Annotated in this window: 23 protein-coding genes and 1 tRNA gene; 23 read left to right on the forward strand and 1 reads right to left on the reverse strand. The window is 41.8% G+C overall.

What is annotated here, in order from left to right; translation table 11 throughout:
- The first annotated feature begins 11 nt into the window (after nt 1-11).
- The 18 genes from atpA (at nt 12) to HMPREF0848_RS00690 (ending at nt 17,845) form a co-directional block, all read left to right on the forward strand.
- On the forward strand, nt 12-1,517 hold the full coding sequence (gene atpA / locus HMPREF0848_RS00605; RefSeq protein ID WP_008533963.1) for a F0F1 ATP synthase subunit alpha: 1,506 nt from the start codon (nt 12-14) through the stop codon (nt 1,515-1,517).
- A gap of 18 nt (nt 1,518-1,535) precedes the next feature.
- Nucleotides 1,536-2,414: a F0F1 ATP synthase subunit gamma gene (locus HMPREF0848_RS00610; protein ID WP_002887573.1), complete on the forward strand. Its 879-nt coding sequence runs from the start codon at nt 1,536-1,538 to the stop codon at nt 2,412-2,414.
- A 75-nt stretch (nt 2,415-2,489) separates the two neighbouring features.
- Nucleotides 2,490-3,896 carry a F0F1 ATP synthase subunit beta gene (atpD, locus tag HMPREF0848_RS00615; protein WP_002887574.1) on the forward strand — a complete coding sequence of 469 codons (1,407 nt, stop codon included), beginning with the start codon at nt 2,490-2,492 and terminating at the stop codon, nt 3,894-3,896.
- 12 nt (nt 3,897-3,908) lie between these two features.
- Nucleotides 3,909-4,325 carry a F0F1 ATP synthase subunit epsilon gene (locus HMPREF0848_RS00620; RefSeq protein WP_002887575.1) on the forward strand — a complete coding sequence of 139 codons (417 nt, stop codon included), beginning with the start codon at nt 3,909-3,911 and terminating at the stop codon, nt 4,323-4,325.
- 265 nt (nt 4,326-4,590) lie between these two features.
- Nucleotides 4,591-5,871, forward strand: coding sequence for a cell division peptidoglycan polymerase FtsW (gene ftsW / locus HMPREF0848_RS00625; protein WP_008533966.1), 1,281 nt, complete (start codon nt 4,591-4,593; stop codon nt 5,869-5,871).
- Nucleotides 5,872-6,114: 243 nt separating this feature from the next.
- Nucleotides 6,115-7,311, forward strand: coding sequence for an elongation factor Tu (tuf, locus tag HMPREF0848_RS00630; RefSeq protein WP_002887576.1), 1,197 nt, complete (start codon nt 6,115-6,117; stop codon nt 7,309-7,311).
- A 252-nt stretch (nt 7,312-7,563) separates the two neighbouring features.
- Entirely contained in the window at nt 7,564-8,322 is a 759-nt protein-coding gene (tpiA, locus tag HMPREF0848_RS00635; RefSeq protein ID WP_002887577.1) for a triose-phosphate isomerase, read from the forward strand.
- A gap of 393 nt (nt 8,323-8,715) precedes the next feature.
- Nucleotides 8,716-10,701 carry a transketolase gene (gene tkt / locus HMPREF0848_RS00640; RefSeq protein ID WP_008533967.1) on the forward strand — a complete coding sequence of 662 codons (1,986 nt, stop codon included), beginning with the start codon at nt 8,716-8,718 and terminating at the stop codon, nt 10,699-10,701.
- Nucleotides 10,702-10,805: 104 nt separating this feature from the next.
- A tRNA-Thr gene (locus HMPREF0848_RS00645) sits at nt 10,806-10,878 on the forward strand.
- Between the two features lie 146 nt (nt 10,879-11,024).
- Nucleotides 11,025-11,654, forward strand: coding sequence for a dTMP kinase (gene tmk, locus HMPREF0848_RS00650; RefSeq protein ID WP_008533968.1), 630 nt, complete (start codon nt 11,025-11,027; stop codon nt 11,652-11,654).
- A gap of 8 nt (nt 11,655-11,662) precedes the next feature.
- On the forward strand, nt 11,663-12,538 hold the full coding sequence (locus HMPREF0848_RS00655) for a DNA polymerase III subunit delta' (protein ID WP_008533969.1): 876 nt from the start codon (nt 11,663-11,665) through the stop codon (nt 12,536-12,538).
- Nucleotides 12,535-13,341: a regulatory iron-sulfur-containing complex subunit RicT gene (gene ricT, locus HMPREF0848_RS00660; RefSeq protein ID WP_008533970.1), complete on the forward strand. Its 807-nt coding sequence runs from the start codon at nt 12,535-12,537 to the stop codon at nt 13,339-13,341. The genes HMPREF0848_RS00655 and ricT overlap by 4 nt, the downstream gene beginning before the upstream one ends.
- Complete coding sequence (gene yabA, locus HMPREF0848_RS00665; protein ID WP_002887582.1) at nt 13,328-13,648, forward strand: DNA replication initiation control protein YabA; 321 nt, start codon at nt 13,328-13,330, stop codon at nt 13,646-13,648. The genes ricT and yabA overlap by 14 nt, the downstream gene beginning before the upstream one ends.
- Nucleotides 13,649-13,650: 2 nt before the next feature.
- Nucleotides 13,651-14,517 carry a 16S rRNA (cytidine(1402)-2'-O)-methyltransferase gene (gene rsmI, locus HMPREF0848_RS00670; RefSeq protein WP_008533974.1) on the forward strand — a complete coding sequence of 289 codons (867 nt, stop codon included), beginning with the start codon at nt 13,651-13,653 and terminating at the stop codon, nt 14,515-14,517.
- A 140-nt stretch (nt 14,518-14,657) separates the two neighbouring features.
- Nucleotides 14,658-15,893, forward strand: a complete 1,236-nt coding sequence (locus HMPREF0848_RS00675) for an ammonium transporter (RefSeq protein ID WP_008533975.1) — start codon at nt 14,658-14,660, stop codon at nt 15,891-15,893.
- 10 nt (nt 15,894-15,903) lie between these two features.
- Nucleotides 15,904-16,245, forward strand: a complete 342-nt coding sequence (locus tag HMPREF0848_RS00680) for a P-II family nitrogen regulator (RefSeq protein ID WP_021152223.1) — start codon at nt 15,904-15,906, stop codon at nt 16,243-16,245.
- Between the two features lie 98 nt (nt 16,246-16,343).
- Nucleotides 16,344-17,000 carry a glycoside hydrolase family 73 protein gene (locus HMPREF0848_RS00685; RefSeq protein WP_008533977.1) on the forward strand — a complete coding sequence of 219 codons (657 nt, stop codon included), beginning with the start codon at nt 16,344-16,346 and terminating at the stop codon, nt 16,998-17,000.
- A 23-nt stretch (nt 17,001-17,023) separates the two neighbouring features.
- Nucleotides 17,024-17,845 carry a Cof-type HAD-IIB family hydrolase gene (locus tag HMPREF0848_RS00690; RefSeq protein ID WP_008533979.1) on the forward strand — a complete coding sequence of 274 codons (822 nt, stop codon included), beginning with the start codon at nt 17,024-17,026 and terminating at the stop codon, nt 17,843-17,845.
- Nucleotides 17,846-17,863: 18 nt separating this feature from the next.
- Here the strand turns inward: HMPREF0848_RS00690 and HMPREF0848_RS00695 are convergent, their stop codons facing one another.
- Nucleotides 17,864-18,370 (reverse strand): YgjV family protein, encoded by a 507-nt coding sequence (locus tag HMPREF0848_RS00695; RefSeq protein ID WP_008533980.1) that lies wholly within the window; start codon nt 18,368-18,370, stop codon nt 17,864-17,866.
- A gap of 447 nt (nt 18,371-18,817) precedes the next feature.
- On the opposite strand from HMPREF0848_RS00695, the gene HMPREF0848_RS00700 reads away from it, so the two are divergent.
- The 5 genes from HMPREF0848_RS00700 (at nt 18,818) to glyS (ending at nt 26,724) form a co-directional block, all read left to right on the forward strand.
- Nucleotides 18,818-20,449 (forward strand): Na/Pi cotransporter family protein, encoded by a 1,632-nt coding sequence (locus HMPREF0848_RS00700; protein WP_002887590.1) that lies wholly within the window; start codon nt 18,818-18,820, stop codon nt 20,447-20,449.
- Nucleotides 20,450-20,534: 85 nt separating this feature from the next.
- Nucleotides 20,535-21,683 carry an N-acetylglucosamine-6-phosphate deacetylase gene (nagA, locus tag HMPREF0848_RS00705; protein ID WP_037608713.1) on the forward strand — a complete coding sequence of 383 codons (1,149 nt, stop codon included), beginning with the start codon at nt 20,535-20,537 and terminating at the stop codon, nt 21,681-21,683.
- A 110-nt stretch (nt 21,684-21,793) separates the two neighbouring features.
- Nucleotides 21,794-23,035, forward strand: a complete 1,242-nt coding sequence (locus HMPREF0848_RS00710; protein ID WP_008533982.1) for a YkvI family membrane protein — start codon at nt 21,794-21,796, stop codon at nt 23,033-23,035.
- Between the two features lie 457 nt (nt 23,036-23,492).
- Complete coding sequence (glyQ, locus tag HMPREF0848_RS00715; protein WP_002886077.1) at nt 23,493-24,410, forward strand: glycine--tRNA ligase subunit alpha; 918 nt, start codon at nt 23,493-23,495, stop codon at nt 24,408-24,410.
- Nucleotides 24,411-24,687: 277 nt separating this feature from the next.
- Complete coding sequence (gene glyS / locus HMPREF0848_RS00720) at nt 24,688-26,724, forward strand: glycine--tRNA ligase subunit beta (RefSeq protein ID WP_008533984.1); 2,037 nt, start codon at nt 24,688-24,690, stop codon at nt 26,722-26,724.
- Nucleotides 26,725-26,743: the final 19 nt, after the last annotated feature.

A 26,743-nucleotide genomic window follows, 5' to 3' on the forward strand; every position in this document is an offset into this window, starting at 1 on the left:
TGGTGTGACTTTTGGCAATTAACGCACAAGAAATTAGCGCTTTAATTAAAAAGCAAATTGAAAACTTCCAGCCAAACTTTGACGTCACTGAAACTGGTGTCGTTACCTATATCGGTGACGGTATCGCACGTGCTCGTGGTCTTGATAATGCCATGAGTGGTGAGTTGCTCGAATTTGAAAATGGTGCCTATGGTATGGCCCAAAACCTTGAAACTAATGATGTTGGTATCATTATCTTGGGGGATTTCGTTGCAATTCGTGAAGGCGATATTGTTAAACGTACTGGAAAAATCATGGAAGTTCCAGTTGGTGAAGCCCTTATTGGTCGTGTAGTAAACCCACTTGGGCAACCAGTTGATGGTCTTGGTGACATCGAAACAACAGGTTTCCGTCCAGTTGAAACACCTGCTCCAGGTGTTATGCAACGTAAATCAGTTTCTGAACCATTGCAAACTGGTCTTAAGGCCATCGATGCCTTGGTTCCAATTGGACGTGGTCAACGTGAATTGGTTATCGGGGACCGTCAAACTGGTAAAACGTCAGTAGCCATTGATGCAATCTTGAACCAAAAAGGTCAAGATATGATCTGTATCTACGTGGCTATTGGTCAAAAAGAATCAACTGTCCGTACACAAGTAGAAACGCTTCGTAAACATGGTGCTCTTGATTACACAATCGTTGTGACTGCCTCTGCATCACAACCATCACCATTGCTTTACATTGCGCCTTACGCTGGTGTAGCAATGGCCGAAGAGTTTATGTATAATGGCAAACACGTCTTGATTGTTTATGATGATTTATCTAAACAAGCCGTGGCTTATCGTGAACTTTCATTGCTTCTCCGTCGTCCACCAGGTCGTGAAGCTTATCCAGGGGATGTCTTCTATCTCCACTCACGTCTTTTGGAACGTTCAGCTAAGGTTTCAGATGATCTTGGTGGTGGTTCAATCACTGCCTTGCCAATTATCCAAACGCAAGCCGGTGATATCTCAGCTTACATCGCAACAAATGTTATTTCTATCACAGATGGACAAATCTTCTTGCAAGAAAACTTGTTTAACTCAGGTATTCGTCCAGCCATTGATGCGGGTTCTTCTGTATCACGTGTAGGTGGATCAGCGCAAATCAAAGCGATGAAGAAGGTTGCAGGTACGCTTCGTCTTGACTTGGCTTCATATCGTGAACTTGAAGCCTTTACGCAATTTGGTTCAGATTTGGATGCTGCGACTCAAGCGAAATTGAACCGTGGTCGTCGTACAATCGAAGTTTTGAAACAACCGCTTCATAAGCCACTTCCAGTTGAGAAACAAGTTGTTATCCTTTACGCTTTGACACACGGTTTCTTGGATAGTGTTCCGGTTGATCAAATCTTGGATTTTGAAGAAGCACTTTATGACTACTTTGATAGCCATCATGAAGACGTCTTTGAAACTATCCGTAAAACTAAGGATCTTCCTGAGGAATCTGTACTTGATGAAGCTATCCAAGCTTTCAAAGATCAGTCAGAATACAAATAGAAATAGGGAGGACAGCATATGGCAGGCTCTCTAAGAGAAATCCAAGCAAAAATTGCTTCAACTAAGAAAACGAGTCAAATCACAGGAGCCATGCAAATGGTTTCTGCCTCAAAATTGACACGTTCTGAGCAAGCTGCTAAAGATTTCCAAATCTATGCCTCAAAAATTAGACAGATCACAACAGATCTTCTACATTCAGAATTGATTAATGGTTCGTCAAATCCAATGTTGGATGCACGTCCAGTTCGTAAGACAGGTTACATTGTCATTACTTCAGATAAGGGATTGGTTGGAGGTTACAATTCAACAATTCTTAAAGCTGTTTTGGACATGATTAAGCGTGACCATGATTCTGAAGATGAATATGCTATCATTTCTATTGGTGGAACAGGGTCTGATTTCTTCAAAGCCCGTAACATGAATGTTGCTTTTGAACTTCGAGGCCTTGAAGATCAACCTAGTTTTGATCAAGTCGGTAAAATCATTTCCAAAGCTGTAGGAATGTATCAAAACGAACTGTTTGATGAACTTTATGTGTGTTACAACCACCACGTCAACAGTTTGACTAGTGAAGTTCGTGTGGAACAAATGCTTCCTATTGCTGATTTGGATCCTAATGAATCTGAAGGTCATGTATTGACCAAATTTGAGTTGGAACCAGATCGTGATACTATTTTGGATCAACTCTTACCGCAGTATGCTGAGAGTCTTATCTACGGTGCTATCGTAGATGCCAAAACAGCTGAGCATGCAGCTGGTATGACTGCAATGCAGACTGCCACTGATAATGCTAAGAATGTGATTAACGATTTGACAATCCAATACAACCGTGCGCGTCAAGCTGCCATCACTCAGGAAATCACTGAAATTGTTGGTGGTGCTAGTGCACTTGAATAGCTAAAGATTTGTCTTATTTGACATACAAGAAAAAGGGATGATTGTCATCCAGAAAACTATCATAAGGAGAAAACAATGAGCTCAGGCAAAATTGCTCAGGTTGTTGGTCCTGTTGTAGACGTAGCGTTTGCAGCTGGTGAAAAGCTTCCTGAGATTAACAATGCATTGGTCGTTTACACTGATGAAGAAAAGTCTAAACGTATCGTGCTCGAAGTAGCTCTTGAACTTGGAGAAGGTGTGGTTCGTACCATTGCCATGGAATCTACTGATGGATTGACTCGTGGACTAGAAGTTCTGGACACAGGTCGTCCAATCAGTGTTCCAGTTGGTAAGGATACTCTTGGACGTGTCTTTAACGTCCTTGGTGATACGATTGACTTGGATGCACCTTTTGCAGATGATGCAGAGCGTGAACCAATTCATAAGAAAGCACCAACCTTTGATGAATTGTCAACATCTACTGAAATCCTTGAAACAGGGATTAAAGTTATCGACTTACTTGCCCCTTACCTTAAAGGTGGTAAAGTCGGACTTTTCGGTGGTGCCGGTGTTGGTAAAACCGTTCTTATTCAAGAGTTGATTCACAACATCGCCCAAGAGCACGGTGGTATTTCCGTGTTTACAGGTGTTGGTGAACGTACACGTGAAGGTAATGACCTTTACTGGGAAATGAAAGAATCAGGCGTTATCGAGAAAACAGCCATGGTCTTTGGACAAATGAATGAACCACCTGGAGCACGTATGCGTGTTGCCCTTACTGGTTTGACAATTGCGGAATACTTCCGTGATGTTGAAGGTCAAGACGTGCTTCTCTTCATCGATAACATCTTCCGTTTCACTCAAGCAGGTTCTGAGGTTTCTGCCCTTCTTGGTCGTATGCCATCAGCCGTTGGTTATCAACCAACACTTGCTACTGAAATGGGTCAATTGCAAGAACGTATCACATCAACTAAAAAAGGTTCTGTTACATCAATCCAAGCCATCTATGTTCCAGCCGATGACTATACTGACCCAGCGCCAGCTACAGCATTTGCTCACTTGGATTCAACAACCAACCTTGAACGTAAGTTGACACAAATGGGTATCTACCCAGCCGTTGACCCATTGGCATCAAGTTCACGTGCCCTTTCACCTGAAATTGTTGGTGAAGAACACTATGCTGTTGCGACTGAAGTTCAACGTGTGCTTCAACGTTACCGTGAATTGCAAGATATTATCGCTATCCTTGGTATGGATGAATTGTCAGACGAAGAAAAGACATTGGTTGGACGTGCACGTCGTATCCAATTCTTCTTGTCACAAAACTTCAACGTTGCTGAACAGTTCACAGGTCAACCAGGTTCTTATGTACCAGTTGCTGAAACTGTTCGTAGCTTTAAAGAAATTCTTGAAGGTAAGTATGACAATCTTCCTGAAGATGCCTTCCGTAGCGTAGGCCCAATTGAGGATGTAGTAGCCAAAGCTAAAGAAATGGGCTACTAATGAGGTGAAGATATGGCACAAATGACCGTACAAGTGGTAACTCCAGATGGTCTTAAATACGACCACCACGCCAACTTTATCCATGCGGTTACTAAAGATGGTCAAATTGGTATTTTGCCAGGCCATATTAACTTGATTGCACCACTTGAAGTGGATGAACTCAAGGTTCGTCGTGTGGATGATGAAAACCACGTTGACTGGATTGCCGTAAATGGTGGTATTATTGAAGTCAAAGATGACCTCATTACTATCGTTGCCGATTCAGCTGAACGTGAACGCGACATTGACGTTTCTCGTGCCGAACGTGCCAAGCAACGTGCCGAACGTGACTTGGAAGAAGCAACTAAATCTGATCGTGTTGACGAAGTTCAACGTGCTCAAGTTGCTCTTCGTAGAGCACTTAACCGTATCAGTGTCGGTACTAAATAAGAGTAAAGAAAACGAGACTTTGTTCTCGTTTTTTTATATGAGCTAAAAGAGTGCGGTGTTGATTGAAGACTATAGAGCTGTATTAGTAAGAGTTGCATCAAAAAGGCTTTATTATAAGGTGATTTGAAAAAATTTAATGTTTGAAAACGGTTAATTAAGCTTTTGCTTTAGTTTAAGGTATCAAAGTGTTATAATATAAGCTGTTAGCTTTGTGTTTTTTGTAAACTATAGAGTGACGTAATAGAAAGTATGAGTTTTTTAAGATATGAAAATTGAAAAGAAGCATCTTTTGGACTATACCATCTTAATACCTTATTTAATCTTGTCCGTAGTCGGTTTGATTGTGGTATATTCAACGACGAGTGCTCGTTTAGTAAGTTTTGGTGCTAACCCATTTGCATCCGTCATCAACCAAGGAGTCTTTTGGCTAGTGTCCTTATTTTTTATCTTTTTCATCTATCGGTTGAAATTGAATTTCCTCAGAAAAGATAAAGTTTTAGGAACCGTTATTTTATTTGAAGTTCTTCTTCTGGTTGTTGCTAAGTTTTTTACCAAAGAAATTAATGGTGCTAATGGGTGGATTGTACTTGGTCCCTTGTCATTCCAGCCAGCAGAGTACCTTAAGATTATTGTAGTTTGGTTTTTAGCACACACATTTTCAAAGAAACAGTCTGCGATAGAACACTATGATTATCAGGCCTTAACTAAGAATAGATGGATCCCTAGAAAACGTAGTCAACTTAATGACTGGCGGTATTATTTATTGGTTATGATTGGCTTAGTTGCCATCCAACCTGACTTGGGGAATGCGGCCATTATTGTATTAACAACGGTCATTATGTTCTCAATTTCAGGGGTTGGGTATCGCTGGTTTACAGCTCTTTTTGCTAGTATTGTTGGTCTGTCATCTGCATTTCTGGGACTAATCGCTTTGGTTGGGGTAAAAACCATGTCCAAAGTACCAATCTTTGGTTATGTTGCCAAGCGTTTTGCAGCCTATTTTAATCCTTTTAAGGATTTAACAGGTTCAGGTCTTCAGTTATCCCATTCTTATTATGCTATGAGTAATGGGGGTTGGTTCGGTCTTGGCCTCGGAAATTCAATTGAGAAAACAGGTTATCTACCGGAAGCTACAACTGACTTTGTCTTTTCAATTGTTATCGAAGAATTAGGTCTTATTGGTGCAGGTTTAATCCTTGCTCTGCTTTTCTTCCTCATTCTTCGGATTATGATTGTAGGGGTTAAGGCTAGAAATCCATTTAACTCTATGATGGCTCTTGGCGTCGGATCCCTTTTGCTTATGCAGGTTTTTGTCAATATCGGAGGGATCTCAGGTTTGATTCCATCCACAGGGGTTACCTTCCCTTTCCTTTCACAAGGTGGTAACTCGCTTTTAGTGACATCAGTCGGGATTGCTTTTGTCTTGAATATTGCTGCTAACGAAAAGCGTGACAATATTGTTCAAGCCATTGAAGAAGAGTTGAGCCAGACACAGGAATTAGAAAAACAAGACGAAAAAATAGTACCTCTAAGAAGAAGCCGTTGAAGTTCGGCTTCTTTTTGCATGTAGGTAAAGAAGATAGATGATATAAGGGTGTCAGTAATGTAATGGTACGAGAGTATCATCTCTTAATGAAAAATTCATGATGGCTTCTAAATAAAAAGAAAATCTGAAAACCATATAAAATACTTGCAATTCTATGACATTTTGATAGAATAGTAGAGTAAAGTTAGACTGTATTGCCTACTGTCTATCTATAAAATATATTTTATTGGAGGCTTTTCCTAAATGGCAAAAGAAAAATACGATCGTAGTAAACCACACGTTAACATTGGTACAATTGGACACGTTGACCACGGTAAAACTACTTTGACAGCTGCTATCACAACTGTTTTGGCACGTCGTCTTCCAAGCTCAGTCAACACACCAAAAGACTACGCTTCAATCGACGCTGCTCCAGAAGAACGCGAACGCGGTATCACAATCAACACTGCACACGTTGAGTACGAAACTGCTAAACGTCACTACGCTCACATCGATGCGCCAGGACACGCGGACTACGTTAAAAACATGATCACTGGTGCCGCTCAAATGGACGGTGCGATCCTTGTAGTAGCTTCTACTGATGGACCAATGCCACAAACACGTGAACACATCCTTCTTTCACGTCAGGTTGGTGTTAAACACTTGATCGTCTTCATGAACAAAGTTGACTTGGTTGACGATGAAGAATTGCTTGAATTGGTTGAAATGGAAATCCGTGACCTTCTTTCAGAATACGATTTCCCAGGTGATGAAATCCCAGTTATCCAAGGTTCAGCACTTAAAGCTCTTGAAGGTGATACTAAATACGAAGATATCATCATGGAATTGATGGATACTGTTGACGATTACATTCCAGAACCAGAACGTGACACTGATAAACCATTGTTGCTTCCAGTCGAAGATGTATTCTCAATCACTGGTCGTGGTACTGTTGCTTCAGGACGTATTGACCGTGGTGTTGTTCGTGTCAATGACGAAGTTGAAATCGTTGGTATCAAGGAAAAAATCCAAAAAGCAGTTGTTACTGGTGTTGAAATGTTCCGTAAACAACTTGACGAAGGTATTGCCGGTGATAACGTCGGTGTCCTTCTTCGTGGTATCCAACGTGATGAAATTGAACGTGGTCAAGTATTGGCTGCTCCTGGTTCAATCCACCCACACACTAAATTCAAAGGTGAAGTTTACATCCTTTCTAAAGAAGAAGGTGGACGTCACACTCCATTCTTCAACAACTACCGTCCACAGTTCTACTTCCGTACAACTGACGTAACAGGTTCTATCGAACTTCCTGCAGGTACTGAAATGGTTATGCCTGGTGATAACGTGACTATCGATGTTGAATTGATTCACCCAATCGCCGTTGAACAAGGTACAACATTCTCTATCCGTGAAGGTGGACGTACTGTTGGTTCAGGTATCGTATCTGAAATCGAAGCTTAATTAATATTAAGTTCCCAATACAATTATTCGTCAGACAATAATTGAGAGAGTCGAGTTTACTCGGCTCTTTTTGGTTTTTAATTACCTATTTGATCTTCTTTTTATGAAAGTATCTTAGAAGAGAAGCAGTTTTGTAGGTCATTAGTCGGTATGAAGTGGCTATAGTTTTCGGAATTTTCCTAAAATCCTAGTAATAGTAGGGGATTTGTGATAGAATAAACTTGTAAATAAATAGAAGAAGAGGTATGTGAAATGTCACGTAAACCATTTATCGCTGGTAACTGGAAAATGAACAAAAATCCAGAAGAAGCAAAAGCATTTGTTGAAGCTGTAGCATCAAAACTTCCTTCATCTGATCTTGTTGAAGCTGGTATTGCGGCTCCTGCCGTTGACTTGACAGCTGTTCTTGCTGCTGCTAAAGGTTCAAACCTTAAAGTTGCTGCGCAAAACACTTACTTTGAAAATGCTGGTGCCTTCACTGGTGAAACTAGCCCACAAGTTTTGAAAGAAATCGGTACTGACTATGTTGTTATCGGTCACTCAGAACGTCGTGACTACTTCCACGAAACTGATGAAGACATCAACAAAAAAGCAAAAGCAATCTTTGCTAATGGCATGCTTCCAATCATTTGTTGTGGTGAAACACTTGAAACTTATGAAGCTGGTAAAGCTGCAGAATTCGTAGGTGCTCAAGTTTCAGCTGCTTTGGCTGGTTTGACTGCTGAACAAGTAGCTTCAACAGTTATCGCTTACGAACCAATCTGGGCTATCGGTACTGGTAAATCAGCTTCACAAGACGATGCACAAAAAATGTGTAAAGTTGTTCGTGATGTTGTTGCTGCTGACTTCGGTCAAGAAGTTGCTGACAAAGTACGTGTTCAATACGGTGGTTCAGTTAAACCTGAAAACGTTGCAGAATACATGGCTTGTCCAGATGTAGACGGAGCTCTTGTAGGTGGTGCATCACTTCAAGCTGATAGCTTCTTGGCATTGCTTGACTTCGTTAAATAATCTTTTATAAAGTCGAGGTTTCCTCGGCTTTTTCTTATGTCTTGGAAAGTCACGCTGTTGCTATGGATTTCGTATCGGGTGGAGTATGATTGATAGCATTATGCTTTTAACTTGAAAATCAATTTATCTACTGATTTATCACTTAAAGGATCTTTGATTTTTTATAATCAGTTCAATCGTGTTTCCAAAACGTCATTCTATCCATATACAAAAACTGCCACTTTGTAAATCGGATAAATAAGGTCTAGTCATAAATGAACTTAAGCCTTTTCAAATAGAATTGAATTGCCCAAATAGTCAGATAATGTGCTATAATAAAGGCAGTATAACTAGAGCACAGACCCTAAGTGTTTATTTGCTCTGCATTGTCCAAGAAGAGGAGAATTAGAAATCATGACTTTTGATGCTATTGACCAAATGGCGGTCAGCACTATTCGTTCGCTTTCAATTGAGGCTATTCAAGCCGCAAATTCAGGACACCCTGGTCTTCCTATGGGTGCAGCGCCAATGGCCTACGTACTTTGGAACCATGTAATGAATGTTAATCCAAAGACTAGCCGTAATTGGACAAACCGTGACCGTTTTGTCCTTTCTGCAGGTCATGGTTCTGCTTTGCTTTATAGTTTATTGCACCTTTCTGGTTATAAGGTGACAATGGATGATTTGAAAAACTTCCGTCAATGGGAATCTAAGACTCCAGGACACCCTGAAGTTAATCATACTGATGGTGTTGAAGCTACTTCAGGACCTCTTGGTCAAGGGATTGCTAATGCTGTTGGTATGGCCATGGCTGAAGCGCATTTGGCTGCTAAATTCAACAAACCTGATTTTGATATTGTTGACCATTATACTTATGCCCTACATGGCGATGGCTGTTTGATGGAAGGTGTTTCTCAAGAAGCTGCCAGTCTTGCTGGTCACCTTAAACTTGGTAAATTGGTTCTTCTTTACGATTCAAACGATATTTCACTGGATGGTCCAACATCAATGGCTTTCACTGAAGACGTTAAGGCTAAATTTGAAGCTTATGGTTGGCAACACATTCTCGTTAAAGATGGAAATGATTTGGAAGCCATTGCCAAAGCTATTGAAGAAGCTAAAGCAGAAACAGATAAACCGTCTATCATCGAAGTAAAAACTATTATTGGTTATGGAGCTGAAGGACAAGGAACGTCAGCTGTTCACGGAGCACCGATTGGTCAAGAAGGTATTGATCATGCCAAAAGCGTGTACGGCTATGATGCACCTGCCTTCACTGTTCCTGACGAAGTAGCTCGTCGTTTTCAAGCTGGTATTAAGTTCCGTGGTGAAGCTGCTGAAAATGCTTGGCAAACTAAATTTGCTGAATATGAAGTTGCCTACCCAGAGTTAGCTGCTGAATACAAGGCTGCTTTTGCAAATGAGTCAGCAACTGTTGAATTGAACGCTCATGAACTTGGCACAGCTGTAGCTAGTCGTGTGTCAAGCCAACAAGCTATCCAACAAATTTCTGAACAAGTTCCTTCATTCTGGGGTGGTTCTGCAGACCTTTCAGCTTCAAACAATACCATGGTTAAGGCTGAGTCTGATTTCCAAGCAGACAACTATGCTGGACGTAATATCTGGTTTGGTGTGCGTGAATTTGCTATGGCTGCAGCGATGAATGGTATTGCTCTTCATGGTGGTACTCGTGTTTATGGTGGTACTTTCTTCGTCTTCTCAAACTACTTGCTTCCAGCGGTACGTATGGCAGCTCTTCAAAACCTGCCAGTAACTTATGTAATGACACACGACTCAGTAGCAGTTGGTGAAGATGGACCTACTCATGAACCAATCGAACAATTGGCAAGTGTGCGTTCAATGCCTAACCTTAACGTTATCCGTCCTGCAGATGGTAATGAAACTAATGCTGCATGGAAACGTGCTTTGGCTGAGACTGAACGTCCAACAATGCTTGTCTTGACACGTCAAAACTTGCCAGTCCTTGATGGTACAGCTGAAAATGCTGAAGCTGGTGTCAATAAAGGAGCTTATATCATATCAGAAGCTAAAGGTAATCTTGATGGTATCATCATTGCCACTGGTTCTGAGGTGAAATTGGCTCTTGATACACAAGCTGCTCTTGAAGCTGAAGGTATTCATGTTCGTGTCGTATCTATGCCATCACAAAATCTCTTTGATGAACAAGATGCTGCTTATAAAGAAGAAGTCCTTCCAGCTGCTGTGACAAAACGTTTGGCTATTGAAGCTGGAACTAGCTTTGGTTGGGGCAAATACGTTGGTCTTGCAGGCAAAACACTTACTATCGATACTTGGGGTGCCTCAGCACCTGGCGACCGTATCTTTAAGGAGTATGGTTTCACTGTTGAAAATGCAAGTCAACTATATAAATCATTGTAAGAAACGAAAGAACTTGGCTAGTCCGAGTTCTTTTTCATGTCAATGTGATGTGATATTACATGGCGCTTGACATTTTGGGAGAGAGTGCTAAAATGACTGTGTTAGCCGATTTAGCTCAGTTGGTAGAGCAACGCACTCGTAACGCGTAGGTCACAGGTTCGATCCCTGCAATCGGCATGGTTTGAAGCATTCGAGATGTGTAATGGGAGTCTTTATGGACTTCTTTTTTAATATAGTTTTCAAAGCTCTATAATAATTTTGGTAATGTTCATTTAAGCTAAAATTTGATAAAATAGAAGATAATAAAAAATAAAGGAAGTATCATGTCAAAAGGGTTATTAATCTCAATCGAAGGGCCAGATGGGGCTGGGAAGACCTCAGTTTTAGAGGCACTCTTACCTCGTTTAAAAGAAGTTTACCCTGGTCAGGTTATAACGACACGTGAGCCAGGTGGAGTGGCTATTGCAGAGCAAATCCGTGAGGTTATTTTGGATGTAGATAATACGGCTATGGATGCTAAGACAGAGCTCTTGCTCTATATAGCTGCCCGTCGTCAACATCTGGTCGAAAAGGTTCTTCCAGAGCTAGAAAAAGGCAATATGGTTATCATGGATCGTTTTATTGATTCATCGGTTGCCTATCAAGGTGCTGGTCGTGGCTTGGATCAGACTGAGATTGCTTGGTTAAATGCCTATGCGACGGATGGTCATAAGCCTGATGTCACTTTGTTGTTTGATGTGGATTCCGAAACTGGCTTGAAACGTATTGCAGCAAATGGTGAGCGTGAAGTTAATCGTTTGGATTTGGAAAAGCTTGATATGCATCAACGTGTTCGTAAAGGTTATTTAGACTTGGCTATGGTCGAACCAGAACGGATCAAGTTGATTGATGCTTCGCAACCCTTTGATAAAGTGATAGAGGATGCTTGGCAAATTATCAAGAGCTATTTGTAAGGAGCAAAATGAAGTTAGCTGAAAGTCAGAGCAAGCTGTTCGAAGAATTTTTACAAATTATCAGAGAAAATCGTTTGAGTCATGCCTATCTATTCTCGGGTGATTTCGGAAGTTTCGATATGGCTATTTGGCTGGCACAGAGTCGTTTTTGTCTGACGCCTGAAGATGGTTTACCTTGCGGTAACTGTCGTCCCTGTCGCTTGATTGCACAAGGGGAGTTTTCGGATGTTAAATTGGTGGAACCTCAAGGGCAACTTATTAAGACAGATACGATTCGGCAGTTGACCAGAGAGTTTAGTCAATCAAGTTTTGAAGGACAGGCTCAGGTTTTTATCATTCGTGATGCAGATAAGATGCATGTCAATGCGGCCAATAGTCTTTTGAAGTTTATTGAGGAGCCCCAGAGTCAGATTTACATTTTTCTCTTGACGGCTGATGATAGTCGTATCTTACCGACGATTAAAAGTCGAGCGCAACTCTTTTATTTTCCTAAGAATCGGGCCTATTTGGAGGACTTGTTACAGAGGGAAGGTCTGTTACTTAGTCAAGCTAAGGTCTTGGCAGACTTTGCCAAGGATGAAGCTCAAGCTTTGCACTTGGCTAAGGATAATAAGGCTCTTGATTTGATTAATGTAGTGGAGCGTTTGACACAGTCCTTGCTGGCTAATCAAGATTTGCTTTATTTGGATCTTGCAAAATTGGCTGTTCAGTGTGGTGAAAAATCAGAGCAAGAAATGGTTTGGGGTTTCTTAACTTATCAATTGGGGAAGGATATACAAAATCCAAAAGCAAGACGATGGCTTGAATTGGTTTATGAGGCCCGTAACATGTGGCTAGCCAATGTCAGCTTTCAAAATGCATTGGAGTATATGGTATTATCATGACAGAGGTCATTGGAATCAAATTTGAAGAAAATGGAATGGTAGAATACGTCATTCCAGATAGACACTACGCCAAAGATGACTTTGTGGTCGTTTTGGAAAAAAAGGACAAGCGTTTGGCTCAGGTGGTCGTGGAGAATACTGATTTTCCTGAGGTCAGTCTACCTAATGATCTGAATCGGGTTGAAAGACTAGCTGAAGAGGGGGACTTTGCTAGATATAATGACAACCTTTTGAAGGCTGAAAAGAGTATGGCTGTAGTGGCTGACTTAATTCTTCAAAATCAGCTGGAGATGAAGGTGGTTGATATCGTCTTTCCTTTAAATGGTTCTTATGTGCTGATTAATTTTGTGGCTGAAAAGCGAGTGGATTTCCGTCAGTTACTAAAGGATTTGGCAGCTTATTTTAAAACACGTATTGAGCTCCACCAAATTTCGAGTCGTGAGGAATCGAAAATTTATGGTGGCTTAGGACCTTGTGGGCGTGCCCTGTGTTGCTCTAGTTTTTTGGGCGAATTCCCACCAGTATCTATTAAAATGGCTAAAAATCAGAGTTTGTCCTTAAATTCTGGTAAGATGAACGGTCTTTGTGGGCGTCTCATGTGTTGTCTCAGTTATGAAGATGACTTTTACAGAGATAGTAAGGCGAGTTATCCTGATTTAGGTGATGAAATTGAAACCAAGGATGGCAAAGGGCATGTTGTTGCTATTGACGTGATTGCAAGGACTATTAAGGTTGCATTTGATAAGGGGCGTGCTCCCCTAACCTATGGAGTGGAGGAAGTTCAGCTAAATGGAAAAGCGTGAATTGTATGATAAATTTGAGGAATTATCACAAAATTTGATGTCTATGTTGGCAGAAGTTGAGGCAATTAAGGCGAACTTCTCAGGCATTCTTGATGAAAATACAGCTCTTAAGTTGGAAAACGACAAGTTGCGTGAGCACTTGAGTCAAGTGGTTCAAGAAGAAACGGGCACGAAAATGTCTCATGGTAAGGTTAATCTCGAGGCGATTTATGATGATGGCTTCCATATTTGCCCAGATTTTTATGGTCAACGTCGTGATAATAATGAAGCCTGTGGCTTCTGTGCGGAATTGTTGTACGGAGATTAAAGATGCAGGTTCAAAAGAGTTTTAAGGGGCAGTCTCATTATGGTACCCTCTATCTTGTCCCAACTCCTATTGGAAATTTACAGGATATGACCTTTCGCAGCGTTCAAACTCTCAAAGATGTCGATCTTATTTGTGCGGAGGACACGCGCAATACGGGGCTATTACTCAAACATTTTGAGATTGAGACTAAGCAGTATTCTTTTCACGAGCATAATGCTTATGAGAAAATTCCGGATTTATTGGAGCGCTTGAAGTCAGGGCTTTCCCTGGCTCAGGTCTCAGATGCTGGTATGCCTTCCATTTCTGATCCTGGACATGATTTGGTTAAAGCTGCTATTGCTGAGGATATTCCTGTGGTGGCTTTACCTGGTGCATCAGCTGGGATTACAGCCTTGATTGCCAGTGGTTTGGCACCTCAACCTCATATTTTTTATGGTTTTCTTCCTCGTAAAAAGGGTCAGCAGCTTGATTTCTTCAAGGAAAAGCTGTCTTATCCTGAGACGCAGATTTTCTATGAGTCACCTTATCGTGTAGCTGATACTCTTGAAAATATGCGTGAGGTTTATGGCAATCGTCAGCTGACTCTAGTTCGAGAACTGACCAAGCTTTACGAAGAATACCAGCGAGGTAGCATCTCCGAAATTTTGGATTATATTGCAATCAATCCTCTCAAGGGGGAATGTTTGCTGATTGTAGCTGGTGCATCGGATGAAGAAAGGGAAGAAAACCTGACATCAGATGTTACTCCAATTGAGGCTGTTGAAGCTTTAATTGCTTCCGGTATGAAGCCTAATCAAGCTATAAAAACGGTTGCCAAAGAGCGAAAACTAAATAGACAAGAGCTTTATAATCTCTTTCATGGGGTCTAAGAAGCTCTTTTTTTGTGGCGACATAAGATGTCAGAAAAGAAAGAATTATCAAAAAATTCCATAAATAAACTTGTAGACTCTTTATTTTTGTGTTATATTATCTAACATAAAAAATAATTCCTTTGGATTGGAGTGGTTTCATGGATACAGGTAGTAGTGCCTTTATATTGATATGTTCAGCCATGGTGTGCCTGATGACACCAGCTTTGGCCTTCTTCTATGGTGGCCTTGGGCGTCGAAAAAATGTCATTAATACCATGATGATGTCTGTTCTTCCCTTAGCAATTGCTTCCCTCTTGTGGGTTGTTGCTGGTTATTCACTTTCTTTTGGGGGGCATGGCTATTTCTTTGGGAATATTAGTCATCTCTTTTTACACGGTGTCTCTGAAACGGCTTCAAGTCGTGGTCTAGCCATTCCTGATCTCTTATTTGCGGCTTTTCAGATGATGTTTTCCATTATCTGTGTGGCGATTTTGACAGGTTCAGTAGTGGGGCGTATGCGCTTTACCCCTTTAGCTATTTTCGTAGTCTTTTGGCTACTTTTGGTCTATTATCCTTTTGCACATATGGTATGGGGAGACGGAATTCTTGCCAAGTGGGGAACAATTGACTTTGCGGGTGGTGATGTGGTCCACATTACTTCTGGTGTTTCAGCCTTGGTTTTGGCAATTGTTGTTGGGAAACGTCGTGACTATGGCATCTTAGAGCACCGTCCTCATAATGTTCCTTTTGTTCTGTTGGGAGCGGGTCTCCTGTGGTTTGGCTGGTTTGGTTTCAATGCAGGCTCAGCCCTAGCAGCCAATGGCTTAGCAGTTCATGCTCTTGTGACCACACATGTTTCTGCAGCAGCTGCCATGTTTTCATGGCTAGCTCTTGAAAAATATGTGACAGGTCATCCATCCTTGGTCGGTGGTTCGACTGGTTTAGTAGCCGGACTTGTTGCCATCACACCTGGAGCTGGTTTCGTTTCCATCTGGAGTGCCATTCTAATTGGAGCTATGGTTAGTCCGGTTTGTTTCTATGCCATTTCTGTCTTGAAAAAACGCTTTGCCTACGATGATGCTTTGGATGCTTTTGGTTGCCACGGTGTCGGAGGTATCTTTGGTGGTTTGGTTACAGCTATTTTTACAACACCAAATCTAGCCCTAAATAAGGCTAATGTTGGACTCATCTATGGGAATGCACGTTTGTTTTTGGTGACAGTTTTGGCCATTATTTTCACAGCTACTTGGTCGGGGATGGTAACCTATGGTATCATAAAAGTCATTGCCCGTTATATGCCTTTACGTGTCAGTGACCGTGATGAAGCTATTGGTCTTGATGATTGTGAACACAAGGAAACAGCTTATCCAACCTTTATGGGTATGGATTCGTAGGAGGATACTGATGAAAAAAATAGAAGCGATTATTCGTTCGGACAAATTGGAAGATTTGAAAAATGCCTTGACTGGTAGTGGTTTAGCCAAGGGAATGACTGTAAGTCAGGTCTTGGGGTATGGAACCCAACGTGGCTTTGCGGAGTTCGTTCGTGGACAACGGATTGTTCCAACCTTATTGGCCAAGGTTAAGGTGGAAATAGTAGTCAAAGACCTGGCAGTTGATGAGGTTGTTGATGCTATTCGTGGTGCTGTGGCGACGGGTGAAGTCGGTGATGGGAAGATTTTTATTGTTCCTATTGATGATGTCATTCGTATTCGTACTGGCGAGCGGGGTGGAGACGCTATTTAATGTCATATTGGATTAGGGCTTAAACCAGTTGGTTTGGGCCTTTTTTGTTGATTTTTGGTATACTAAAATAGATTATTAAGGATGAAGGGGGTGACTGATTGGCAAAAGGAAAAAAGAAAAGCAGGTCGAAAGCTAAATTTAAGAAGACTAAGAAGAAAAAGAAGTCTTTTCTGCTTTTTCCTAGAGTTTTACAGAAATGGAGCCTGATCATTATTGGCTTACTTGCTTTGCTTGGGCTTCTAGCTAGTTTGAATTTTCCAAAGTTGACAATGGAAAAGAATATGACATCTACAGATGAGACGACAGTTGCTTTTATTGCTGAGATTGGAGAGACTTCACGCTATTTAGCAGCGAAAAACGATCTTTATGCCTCAGTCATGATTGCCCAGGCCATCCTAGAATCGGACTCGGGACAGTCACAATTAAGTCAAAAGCCTTCCTACAATTTCTTTGGAATTAAAGGAGAATACAATGGTCAAAGTGTAACGCTACCGACCTGGGAGGATGATGGTAAGGGAAATCCCTACCATATCGATGCTGCCTTTCGTTCCTATGGCTCCGTTGAGAATTCGCTGCAGGACTATGTGGACTTTCTCGAGGGAAGCTACTATGTGGGAGTGCACCGCTCCAAAACGAGAAGCTATAAAGATGCAACAGCGGCCCTAACAGGCGTTTATGCCACTGACACGACTTATGGTGATAAGTTGAACAGCATCATTGAACAATATCAGTTAACTATTTATGACACTTATTAGAGTCAAAGGAGAATAAGAAGAATATGAATCAGAACCAAGTGAAACTCATTGCCATTGATATGGATGGTACACTCTTAGACAGTCAAAAAGAGATACCTGTAGAAAACATTCAGGCTATTCAGGAAGCCGCTGCGGCAGGTATTAAGATTGTCCTTTGTACGGGTCGTCCACGTTCAGGCATTGTTCCCCATTTTGAAAAATTGGGTCTTAGTGAAGAAGAGTATATTATCATGAACAACGGTTGTTCGACCTATGAAACTAAAAATTGGACCCTGCTTCAACATGAAAGCTTATCTCATACGGAGTTGGAAGACCTTTTTCAAGTGAGTAAGGATTTTCCAGATGTAACTCTAACCTTGACAGGTGAAAAAACCTACTATGTTGTTGGTAATGAAGTGCCTGATTTAGTTGCCTATGATGCTGGGACAGTCTATATGGTGGCTGAGGCCAAATCTTTGGAAGAAATTTTTGCGGAAGGTCAGGTCATTTTTGAAGCCATGTATATGGCGGAATCTAAACCGCTTGATGACTTCCAAAATGCCATGGAAGAAAGTCTTAGTCAGCACTATAGTACGGTTCGCAGTCAAGACTATATCTTTGAAATTATGCCACAAGGAGCAACCAAGGCTAGTGGACTGAAGCATTTAGCTGAAAAGTTGGGGATTGATCCCGAACAGATTATGGCTTTGGGAGATGCGGCCAATGATATTGAAATGCTTGAATTTGTTGGTCAGAGCGTCGCCATGGGAAATGCTAGTGATGACATCAAGTCTTTGAGTAAATATGTAACCTTGACAAATGACCAGGCAGGTGTGGCCCACGCTATTCGTACTTGGGCTTTATAAGAAAAAGACCTTTAGCTTCTATCTGCTAAAGGTTTTTCGATTTCGGATAATGGCAATGAGAGTGGTTAGCGTGATGGTAATATCAGTGATGGCAGCGGGATAAGCCTTAATGGTCAAATCGTATATTAGCCAGAGTAACATATTCTCAATAATGACCCAGCGAAGCCACTGAAGGTTTCGTGTGATGGCAATGGCTAGACTATAAGAGACTGAAGAGATGATTGGCAAATAGCCAATAAGTCCAAGCTGATTGAGATAGGATCCTACGATGATTTGAATAATGATGAGGATGGTCAAGATAGTCTTGGTCATCTTCTTTTTGACCATCAGGCTATTTCGAATGATGGAAATACTGATGGTTAAAGCCCCAGTATAGCCACCCAATAAGAGGTTGGCAGTGGCAGTGAAAATGTAGTCGGTAATTTGCCAGACGAGCATCTTATTTTTTGATTTTGCAAAAGAGGATATGGCGACACAGAGAGCTCCGATGGCTGAGAATACTTGTGCTAGAAGGTAGATTGTCATGATGTCACTTCCAATTTTTGCCTTTATTATATCACAAGAAAGAAGGATTTATTTCAAGAATATTTATCGGTTATTTATAAGTCCCGAAAGATGTAGTAGTAACTGAAAAAACATCGCCAACGGATGATGGTACTGCTATGGTAGTTTTCATTTATGGAATTTTCAAAACACTGCTAGTAATGTTTTTCGATTGCCTTTGCTTGAAACCTGGTGACAAGTATCAAAGAAAAAAGCAGTATATTCGAGACGGGCCTTGATGGATTTCTGATATGAGTAATAGTGGTATTAGACATCATGAACTTGAGAGTTAAATGAGATATCTAAGAAGGTCAGATTTTATTGGTTTCTTTCTATTATTTTGAGGAAAAGCCTTGTTTATTCCCTAATAAATAGATACAATAGAAAGGTCGGTTTTACCGAAAATTTTTGAATAATGAGGACAAAAATGTGTCAGTAAATTGGCAAGATATTGTGTTTTCTTTCCTCGGTGGTTTGGGACTCTTCCTTTTCAGTATTAAGTACATGGGGGATGGTCTTCAACAGGCAGCCGGTGATAAGTTACGCTATTACATCGATAAGTATACCAGTAATCCTTTTTTAGGGGTCTTGATTGGTATTGTCATGACGGCCTTGATTCAGTCAAGTTCAGGGGTAACCGTTATCGTCGTAGGTCTGGTTTCGGCAGGACTTTTGAGTCTTCGTCAAGCTATTGGAATTGTCATGGGGGCAAATATCGGGACAACCGTAACTTCCTTCATGATTGGTTTCAAGCTAGGTGATTATGCCCTTCCGGTGCTTTTCATTGGTGCGGCGCTTCTCTTCTTTACAAGTAATAAGAAGCTCAACAACCTAGGTCGTATCTTGTTTGGTGTGGGTGGAATCTTCTTTGCCCTTAACCTGATGGGAGATGCGGTAGAGCCTTTGAAGTCCGTCACAGCCTTTAAAGACTACTTGGCAACTTTAGGTGACCGCCCAATCATGGGAGTCATCATTGGTGCTGGTTTGACCATGTTGATTCAGTCTTCGGCAGCTACCATTGGTATTCTTCAGAGCCTTTATTCAGGTGGCTTGCTTGATTTGCAAGGTGCCCTTCCAATCCTCTTCGGGGACAATATCGGAACAACTATAACAGCGGTTCTTGCGGCTCTTGGTTCCAACATTGCGGCTAAACGTGTAGCAGGAGCTCATGTACTCTTTAATGTCATTGGAACGGTCTTGTGTTTGATTCTTTTGGTGCCATTCACAGCTTTAATTCAATGGTTCAAGTCTGTACTTGGTTTGACACCAGAGATGACAATTGCCTTTGCTCACGGTACTTTCAACATTGCCAATACTATTGTTCAGTTCCCATTCATCGGAGTTTTAGCTTACTTGGTAACTAAGATCATCCCTGGTGAGGACGAAGTTAATAAGTACAAAGCACTTTATTTGGACCGTTTGCTTATCACGCAAGCACCAGCCATTGCCCTTGGTAATGCCAAGAAAGAATTGGTGCATTTGGCGTCATATGCTATCCAGTCTTTGGAAGCTTCATATGCTTTCTTTGATAAGGGAGATGAAAAATACTTTGACAAGGTTGAAAAATTTGAAACAGCTGTTAATAGTATTGACGAAGAGTTGACAACTTACTTGATTGATATTTCTAACGAGTCACTTAGTGTTTCTGAAAATGAAATCTTGGCAAGTGTCCTGGATTCTGTTCGTGACTTGGAACGTATTGGTGACCTTGCAGTCGCTAGTGCTAGTCTTTCACAACACATTCATAGCAAGGGAATTGAATTCTCTGAAATAGCCAAGGCGGAACTTGCGGATGTCTATAACCGCACTCATCGTATTACACTTGACAGTATTCGTGTCGTTGTGGACGATGATAAGGTGCTTGCTGGTCAAGTTATCCTCCGTCATGAAGAGTTGGAAAAACTTGCAAAACAATTGCGTAAGATTCATACCAAACGTCTTAATAATGGTGAATGTACTGCGCAGGCAGGTATCAACTATGTTGATTACTTATCGCATTACACACGTATTGCAGACCATGCCATTAACCTTGTTGAAAAGGTTACAGAAGGTGTGATTTAATATGGAAAGTCGAGAACATTTCTCGGCTTTTTTTGATATAATGAAGGCGTATTGAGAACATAGAAAATTGATGAGAGGTAGTACTATGACTTATTATATTGCAGCCAAACGATTTTATTTTGATCATAAGGTCAAAGAAGGTGGCTACTTGGCAGTCACAGATGGTCGTTTTGCTGAGTGGACAAAAAAGGTGCCAGAAGGTGCAGAGGTGCTAGATTACAGTGACTATCAAATTGCTCCTGGTCTTGTGGACACCCACATTCACGGCTTTGCGGGTTATGATGTTATGGACAATTCGGCGGAAAGCCTCTTAGGTATGAGTCAGGCCTTACTTTCAGCAGGCGTGACCTCTTTCTTGCCGACAGCCTTGACCGCACCATTTGAGGAGTTGAAGGCTATTTGTCAAACGACAGCTGAGACAGCTGGTAAGGAAAGAGGCGCAAAAATTCAAGGCCTCTTCTTTGAAGGGCCTTATTTCACTGAAACCTACAAGGGTGCTCAAAATCCAAAATACATGGGCAATCCAAGCCTTGAACAGTTGCAAGTCTGGCAAGAAGCGGCTCAAGGAAAGTTAATCAAATTGGCCTTGGCTCCTGAGCGTGAAGGAGTGGCTGGTTTTATTAAAGAAGCGACTAAACAAGGTGTGACAATTGCCTTGGGACATTCCAATGCTACTTATGAAGAAGCCGTGGCAGCAGTGGAAGCTGGTGCTTCAGTCTGGGTTCACGTTTACAATGGGATGCGTGGCTTTAGTCACCGTGAGCCTGGTATGGTTGGTGCAGCCTTTGATAGTCCAGATACTATTGGTGAATTGATTGCGGATGGGCACCATGTTCTACCAGCTGCCTGTAGCGTCCTTATCAAGCAGAAGACGCCTCAAAATGTTGCCCTGATTACAGACTGTATGTCTGCAGGAGGACGTCCTGATGGCGACTATATGCTGGGTGAGCTTCCTGTTATTGTGGAAAATGGCACGGCACGCCTTAAGGAAGGTGGTAACCTGGCTGGTTCTATCCTACAACTTAAAGATGGTGTCAAGCACGTCGTTGATTGGGGTCTGGTGACGGTTGCTCAAGCTTTACAAATGGCGAGTCATGTTCCAGCTAAATCTGTTGGTCTTGAAAATGTTTGTGGTAGTCTTAAAGCTGGCCTAGCAGCCGATTTCATCGTTTTAGATGACTCTTTGGAGTTACAAGCAACTTTTATCGATGGTCGTAAAGCTTGGGAAAAGTAATGGTCTAAGCAGTGCTTTTATATAAAGGTGCTGTTTTTTCTTATTTTTTACAGAATTGTAACAGTAAAGGTGTAAAATAGAAATACTTTTTTATTTTTACAGGAGGTAATATGTCAAAACGTATTTGGAGCATTGCTCTGGCCTATGTCGGTGTAATGATTGGCGCAGGAGTATCTTCAGGACAGGACCTCTTGCAGTATTTTGTCAGCTTTGGAGCCTGGGGTCTGATAGGTGTTATTGTCCTAGGAGTTCTACATGTTGGTTTTGGCCGTTTGATGATTGCTCTGGGAAGCTATTATCAATCGGACGATCATTCGGTCGTTCTTGCTGAAATTAGTCATCCTGTTATATATCGCATTTTGGATATTGCGCTCATTATCACTTGCTTTATCTTTGGTTTTGTGATGACGGCTGGTGCAGGAGCCAATTTGAATCAACAATTTGGCATGCCATTTTGGGTAGGAGCTTTTCTCTGTACGGCCTTGACTATTGTGGTCAGCTTTTTAGATTTCAAAAAAATCATCGGAGTTATCGGAGTCTTTACCCCTATGATTTTGGTAATGATTGCTGTTATCTTTATGACCAATGTTTTAGGGCGCCACTGGGATTTTGCGGAGATGAATAGGATTTCACAAACTATTCAATCCCCCTTTTCAAGCGTTTGGATGTCTGTCGTCAATTATTTTGCTGTTTGTGTTATGTCTGCCATCGCTATGGCCTTCGTTATGGGGGGCTCCATTTTCAAAATTAATGAAGCTGAAAAGAGTGGTGCCTGGGGTGGCTTCATGGTTAGTGTGATTTTCTTTATCACGACCCTGATTCTTTTTGCTAATAGTGACAAGGTCGTCAAGTCAGATGTGCCTATGTTGGCTATTGCTAAGGAAGTGAATCCTATCTTTGCAACCCTCTATGCTTTCGTGATTTTTGGTTTGATTTTCAATACTGTTTTTAGTCTCTATTATGCTCTAGGCAAACGCTTTGCAGCTGGTAGTGAGAAACGGTTCAAGTTCTTTGTGACTGCTTTTTCTCTCAGTGGTTTCCTTGTATCCTTTATGGGTTTTCGTCAATTGGTCGCAGTCATGTATCCCATTATCGGTTATATGGGATTACTGATGCTGGTTGTCTTGGTTGTCGCAAGTTATCGTAAAAAAGCAAAGATTCGCAAGGAAAAAGAAATCCGAAATCATCTTTTAGCTATTGTCGAGAAAGCTTATGATCCTGATCAAGATTTAACGCCTCAGGACAAGGAAAAGGCAGAACAACTTCGAGATGCCTCAATTATTGACAATCAAACACTCCGTGAGGATTCCCATGCCCATGTTCGTCAGGAATTGGGGATTGATGAGAAGTAGAATTAGAATTCTATTTTACAAGTTTATCTATTTCTGCTATAATACTGACAAGAAAGAAAGGCTTATGGCGTTTTTCTAGCGAGCTTGGGATAGTGAAAGCCAAGTAGGGCAAAGTAAGCAAGTGGCGCTTTCTCTTAGCGAAGAGCTGAGTAAAGTAAAATACAATGAAGTAATAAATTAGGGTGGAACCGCGTTTCTGACGCCCCTAGGTCGTATGACTTGGGAGCAAAGACACGGTTCTTTTTGTATTCCAAGTCGCAATTATAAAAATTAAGGAGTATTCAATGTCTAAAAAACTAACCTTCCACTGCGTCAGTGGCAGAGACCTCCTTACAGTCGGACTGCCCCACGCTCAGCGCTAGGGTGCCTGAGCTAGACGCAGTACTAACTCGTCTTGCCTCGTACGATCGACGAGGCAGACTCGTGTCGCAAGAAATTATAGAAAATGGAGTAAAACATGTCTAAAAAATTGACTTTCCAAGAGATTATCTTGACTTTGCAACAATACTGGAATGATCAGGGTTGTATGCTGATGCAGGCTTATGATAACGAAAAAGGTGCAGGAACCATGAGTCCCTATACTTTCCTTCGTGCCATTGGTCCTGAGCCATGGAATGCAGCTTATGTAGAGCCATCTCGTCGTCCAGCTGATGGTCGTTATGGGGAAAACCCAAATCGTCTCTACCAACACCACCAATTCCAAGTAGTTATGAAGCCATCTCCATCAAACATCCAAGAGCTTTACCTTGAGTCTTTGGAAAAGTTGGGTATCAATCCTTTGGAACACGATATCCGTTTCGTTGAAGATAACTGGGAAAACCCATCAACTGGTTCGGCCGGTCTTGGTTGGGAAGTTTGGCTTGACGGTATGGAAATCACTCAGTTCACCTACTTCCAACAAGTCGGTGGATTGGCAACTGGTCCGGTAACTTCTGAGGTCACTTACGGTTTGGAACGTTTGGCTTCTTACATCCAAGAAGTAGATTCAGTTTATGATATTGAGTGGGCTCCAGGCGTTAAATACGGAGAAATCTTCCTTCAACCAGAATACGAACACTCAAAATACAGCTTTGAAGTTTCTGACCAAGATATGCTTCTTGAAAACTTCGAGAAATTTGAAAAAGAAGCAGGACGTGCTTTGGAATTGGGTCTGGTTCACCCTGCCTATGACTACGTTTTGAAATGTTCACATACCTTCAACTTGCTAGATGCTCGTGGAGCAGTATCTGTTACAGAACGTGCCGGTTACATTGCCCGTATCCGTAACTTGGCCCGTGTCGTAGCCAAGACCTTCGTCGCAGAACGTAAGAAACTCGGTTACCCACTTCTTGACGAAGCCACACGCGCCAAACTCCTAGCAGAAGAGGAAGAATAAAAAGAGTATTAGAAATAAAAAAGGGCGAACCTAGTGAGCCCATATGGCTACCCAGAGGCAAGTCGAAGATTTGCTAAAGGGATAGGCACCGCCGTACTGGTATATGGGGATTTTTGAAACCTTAGGTTCAAAAATCAGTTGGCTAAATTCACTTTGATGAGACTGTTGGAAATCTATATCAAGGAGATAAAAGATTTCCCTACAGACTCACAAAGTTAGTTAGCGACGTCCCCAGTACTTAAGGTGCCTATCAAAAAGAAGATGCAAAGGAAGAAACATGACAAAAAATTTATTAGTAGAATTAGGACTTGAAGAGTTGCCAGCCTACGTTGTCACACCAAGTGAAAAACAACTCGGTGAAAAAATGGCAGCCTTCTTGGATGACAACCGTCTTTCATACGAAAGTATTCAAACCTTCTCAACACCTCGCCGTTTGGCTGTCCGTGTCATTGGCTTGGCTGATCAACAATCTGATTTGACAGAAGATTTTAAAGGACCTTCTAAGAAAATCGCCTTGGATGCTGATGGAAACTTCTCAAAAGCGGCGCAAGGCTTTGTCCGTGGAAAAGGCTTGACCGTTGACGACATCGAATTCCGTGAAGTTAAGGGTGAAGAATACGTCTACGTGACGAAACATGAAGCTGGAAAACCTGCCAAAGAAGTCTTGGCTGGCGTTCCAGAAGTGCTTGCTTCATTGACTTTCCCTGTTAGCATGCACTGGGCTAACAACACCTTTGAATACATTCGCCCTGTCCACACTTTGGTTGTCCTTTTGGGCGACGAAGCGCTTGATCTCGACTTTTTGGATATCCATTCAGGTCGTGTGAGTCGCGGACACCGTTTCCTTGGACATGAAGTGGAAATTACCAATGCGGATTCGTACGAAGAAGACCTTCGTACCGTTTACGTCATTGCCGACAGCAAAGAACGTGAAAACATGATTCGTGAGCAAATCAAAGCTATCGAAGCAGAACAAGGCGTGCAAGTGCAAATCGAAGAAGGTCTTTTGAATGAAGTCTTGAACTTGGTCGAATACCCAACTGCCTTTATGGGAAGTTTTGACACTAAATATTTGGACGTTCCAGAAGAAGTTTTGGTGACCTCAATGGAAACCCACCAACGTTACTTTGTTGTACGTGACCTTGATGGTAAGTTGAAACCAAACTTCATCTCAGTCCGTAATGGTAACGCTGAGCACTTGGAAAATGTCATTCGAGGAAATGAAAAAGTCTTGGTGGCTCGTCTTGAAGACGGTGAATTCTTCTGGCGTGAAGACCAAAAACTTAAGATTGAAGACCTGGTTGCTAAATTGGCCAACGTAACCTTCCATGAAAAAATTGGTTCTCTTTCAGAACACATGGCTCGTGCCGGTGTCATTGCGGCATCATTGGCTAAACAAGCTGGTTTGACTGCTGAAGAAACGGCAGCCGTAGCGCGTGCAGCGGAAATCTACAAATTTGACCTCTTAACGGGTATGGTCGGAGAGTTTGATGAATTACAAGGAATTATGGGTGAAAAATATGCCCTTCTCGCTGGTGAAGATGCAGCCGTAGCGACAGCTATCCGTGAGCACTACCTTCCTGATGCAGCAGATGGAGCTCTTCCAGAGACTAAGGTTGGTGCTATCCTTGCCCTTGCGGATAAATTGGATACCCTTCTTTCCTTCTTCTCTGTTGGCTTGATTCCATCAGGTTCAAACGACCCTTATGCGCTTCGTCGTGCAACACAAGGAATTGTTCGTATCTTGGATGCCTTTGGCTGGCACATTCCTATGGATGAGTTGATCGACAGCCTTTATGGACTTTCATTTGATAGCCTTTCATATGACAATCAAGCAGAAGTGCTTAACTTCATCAAGGCTCGCGTGGACAAGATGATGGGACGTACTTCTAAAGATATCAAAGAAGCTGTGCTTGCTGGTTCAAACTTCGTGGTTGCGGATATGCTTGAAGCAGCAAATGCCCTATCAGAAGCTGCTAAGACTGATGGTTACAAGGCAGCTGTTGAGTCCCTCTCTCGTGCCTTCAACTTGGCAGAAAAAGCAGATGCTTCAGTAGTAGTCAATGCCGGTCTTTTTGAAAATGATCAAGAAAAAGCTCTCGCTCAAGCAGCAGAAAGTCTCGAATTGACAGGTTCAGCTAGTGATAAATTGGCTCAACTCTTTGCTCTTAGCCCAGTTATCGATGCCTTCTTTGACAATACCATGGTCATGGCAGAAGATGAAGCTTTGAAGAATAACCGTTTGGCTATTCTTGCTAGTCTAGTAGCAAAAGCCAATAAAGTCGCTGCCTTTAACCAATTAAATACAAAATAAGGTGAGTTTGTCCTAAGTT

Origin of the sequence: Streptococcus sp. C150 (assembly GCF_000187445.1) — a bacterium.
Classification (GTDB): Bacteria; Bacillota; Bacilli; order Lactobacillales; family Streptococcaceae; genus Streptococcus; species Streptococcus raffinosi.

Coding starts and splice junctions, on each gene's coding strand:
- HMPREF0848_RS00710 (WP_008533982.1), top strand. CDS start 21,794: ATGTCAAAACGTATTTGGAGCATTGCTCTGGCCTATGTCGGTGTAATG.
- yabA (WP_002887582.1), top strand. CDS start 13,328: ATGGAAAAGCGTGAATTGTATGATAAATTTGAGGAATTATCACAAAAT.
- HMPREF0848_RS00675 (WP_008533975.1), top strand. CDS start 14,658: ATGGATACAGGTAGTAGTGCCTTTATATTGATATGTTCAGCCATGGTG.
- glyQ (WP_002886077.1), top strand. CDS start 23,493: ATGTCTAAAAAATTGACTTTCCAAGAGATTATCTTGACTTTGCAACAA.
- atpD (WP_002887574.1), top strand. CDS start 2,490: ATGAGCTCAGGCAAAATTGCTCAGGTTGTTGGTCCTGTTGTAGACGTA.
- HMPREF0848_RS00690 (WP_008533979.1), top strand. CDS start 17,024: ATGAATCAGAACCAAGTGAAACTCATTGCCATTGATATGGATGGTACA.
- tpiA (WP_002887577.1), top strand. CDS start 7,564: ATGTCACGTAAACCATTTATCGCTGGTAACTGGAAAATGAACAAAAAT.
- glyS (WP_008533984.1), top strand. CDS start 24,688: ATGACAAAAAATTTATTAGTAGAATTAGGACTTGAAGAGTTGCCAGCC.
- HMPREF0848_RS00655 (WP_008533969.1), top strand. CDS start 11,663: ATGAAGTTAGCTGAAAGTCAGAGCAAGCTGTTCGAAGAATTTTTACAA.
- rsmI (WP_008533974.1), top strand. CDS start 13,651: ATGCAGGTTCAAAAGAGTTTTAAGGGGCAGTCTCATTATGGTACCCTC.
- nagA (WP_037608713.1), top strand. CDS start 20,535: ATGACTTATTATATTGCAGCCAAACGATTTTATTTTGATCATAAGGTC.
- HMPREF0848_RS00610 (WP_002887573.1), top strand. CDS start 1,536: ATGGCAGGCTCTCTAAGAGAAATCCAAGCAAAAATTGCTTCAACTAAG.
- HMPREF0848_RS00680 (WP_021152223.1), top strand. CDS start 15,904: ATGAAAAAAATAGAAGCGATTATTCGTTCGGACAAATTGGAAGATTTG.
- tkt (WP_008533967.1), top strand. CDS start 8,716: ATGACTTTTGATGCTATTGACCAAATGGCGGTCAGCACTATTCGTTCG.
- HMPREF0848_RS00695 (WP_008533980.1), bottom strand. CDS start 18,370: ATGACAATCTACCTTCTAGCACAAGTATTCTCAGCCATCGGAGCTCTC.
- ftsW (WP_008533966.1), top strand. CDS start 4,591: ATGAAAATTGAAAAGAAGCATCTTTTGGACTATACCATCTTAATACCT.
- tmk (WP_008533968.1), top strand. CDS start 11,025: ATGTCAAAAGGGTTATTAATCTCAATCGAAGGGCCAGATGGGGCTGGG.
- HMPREF0848_RS00620 (WP_002887575.1), top strand. CDS start 3,909: ATGGCACAAATGACCGTACAAGTGGTAACTCCAGATGGTCTTAAATAC.
- tuf (WP_002887576.1), top strand. CDS start 6,115: ATGGCAAAAGAAAAATACGATCGTAGTAAACCACACGTTAACATTGGT.
- ricT (WP_008533970.1), top strand. CDS start 12,535: ATGACAGAGGTCATTGGAATCAAATTTGAAGAAAATGGAATGGTAGAA.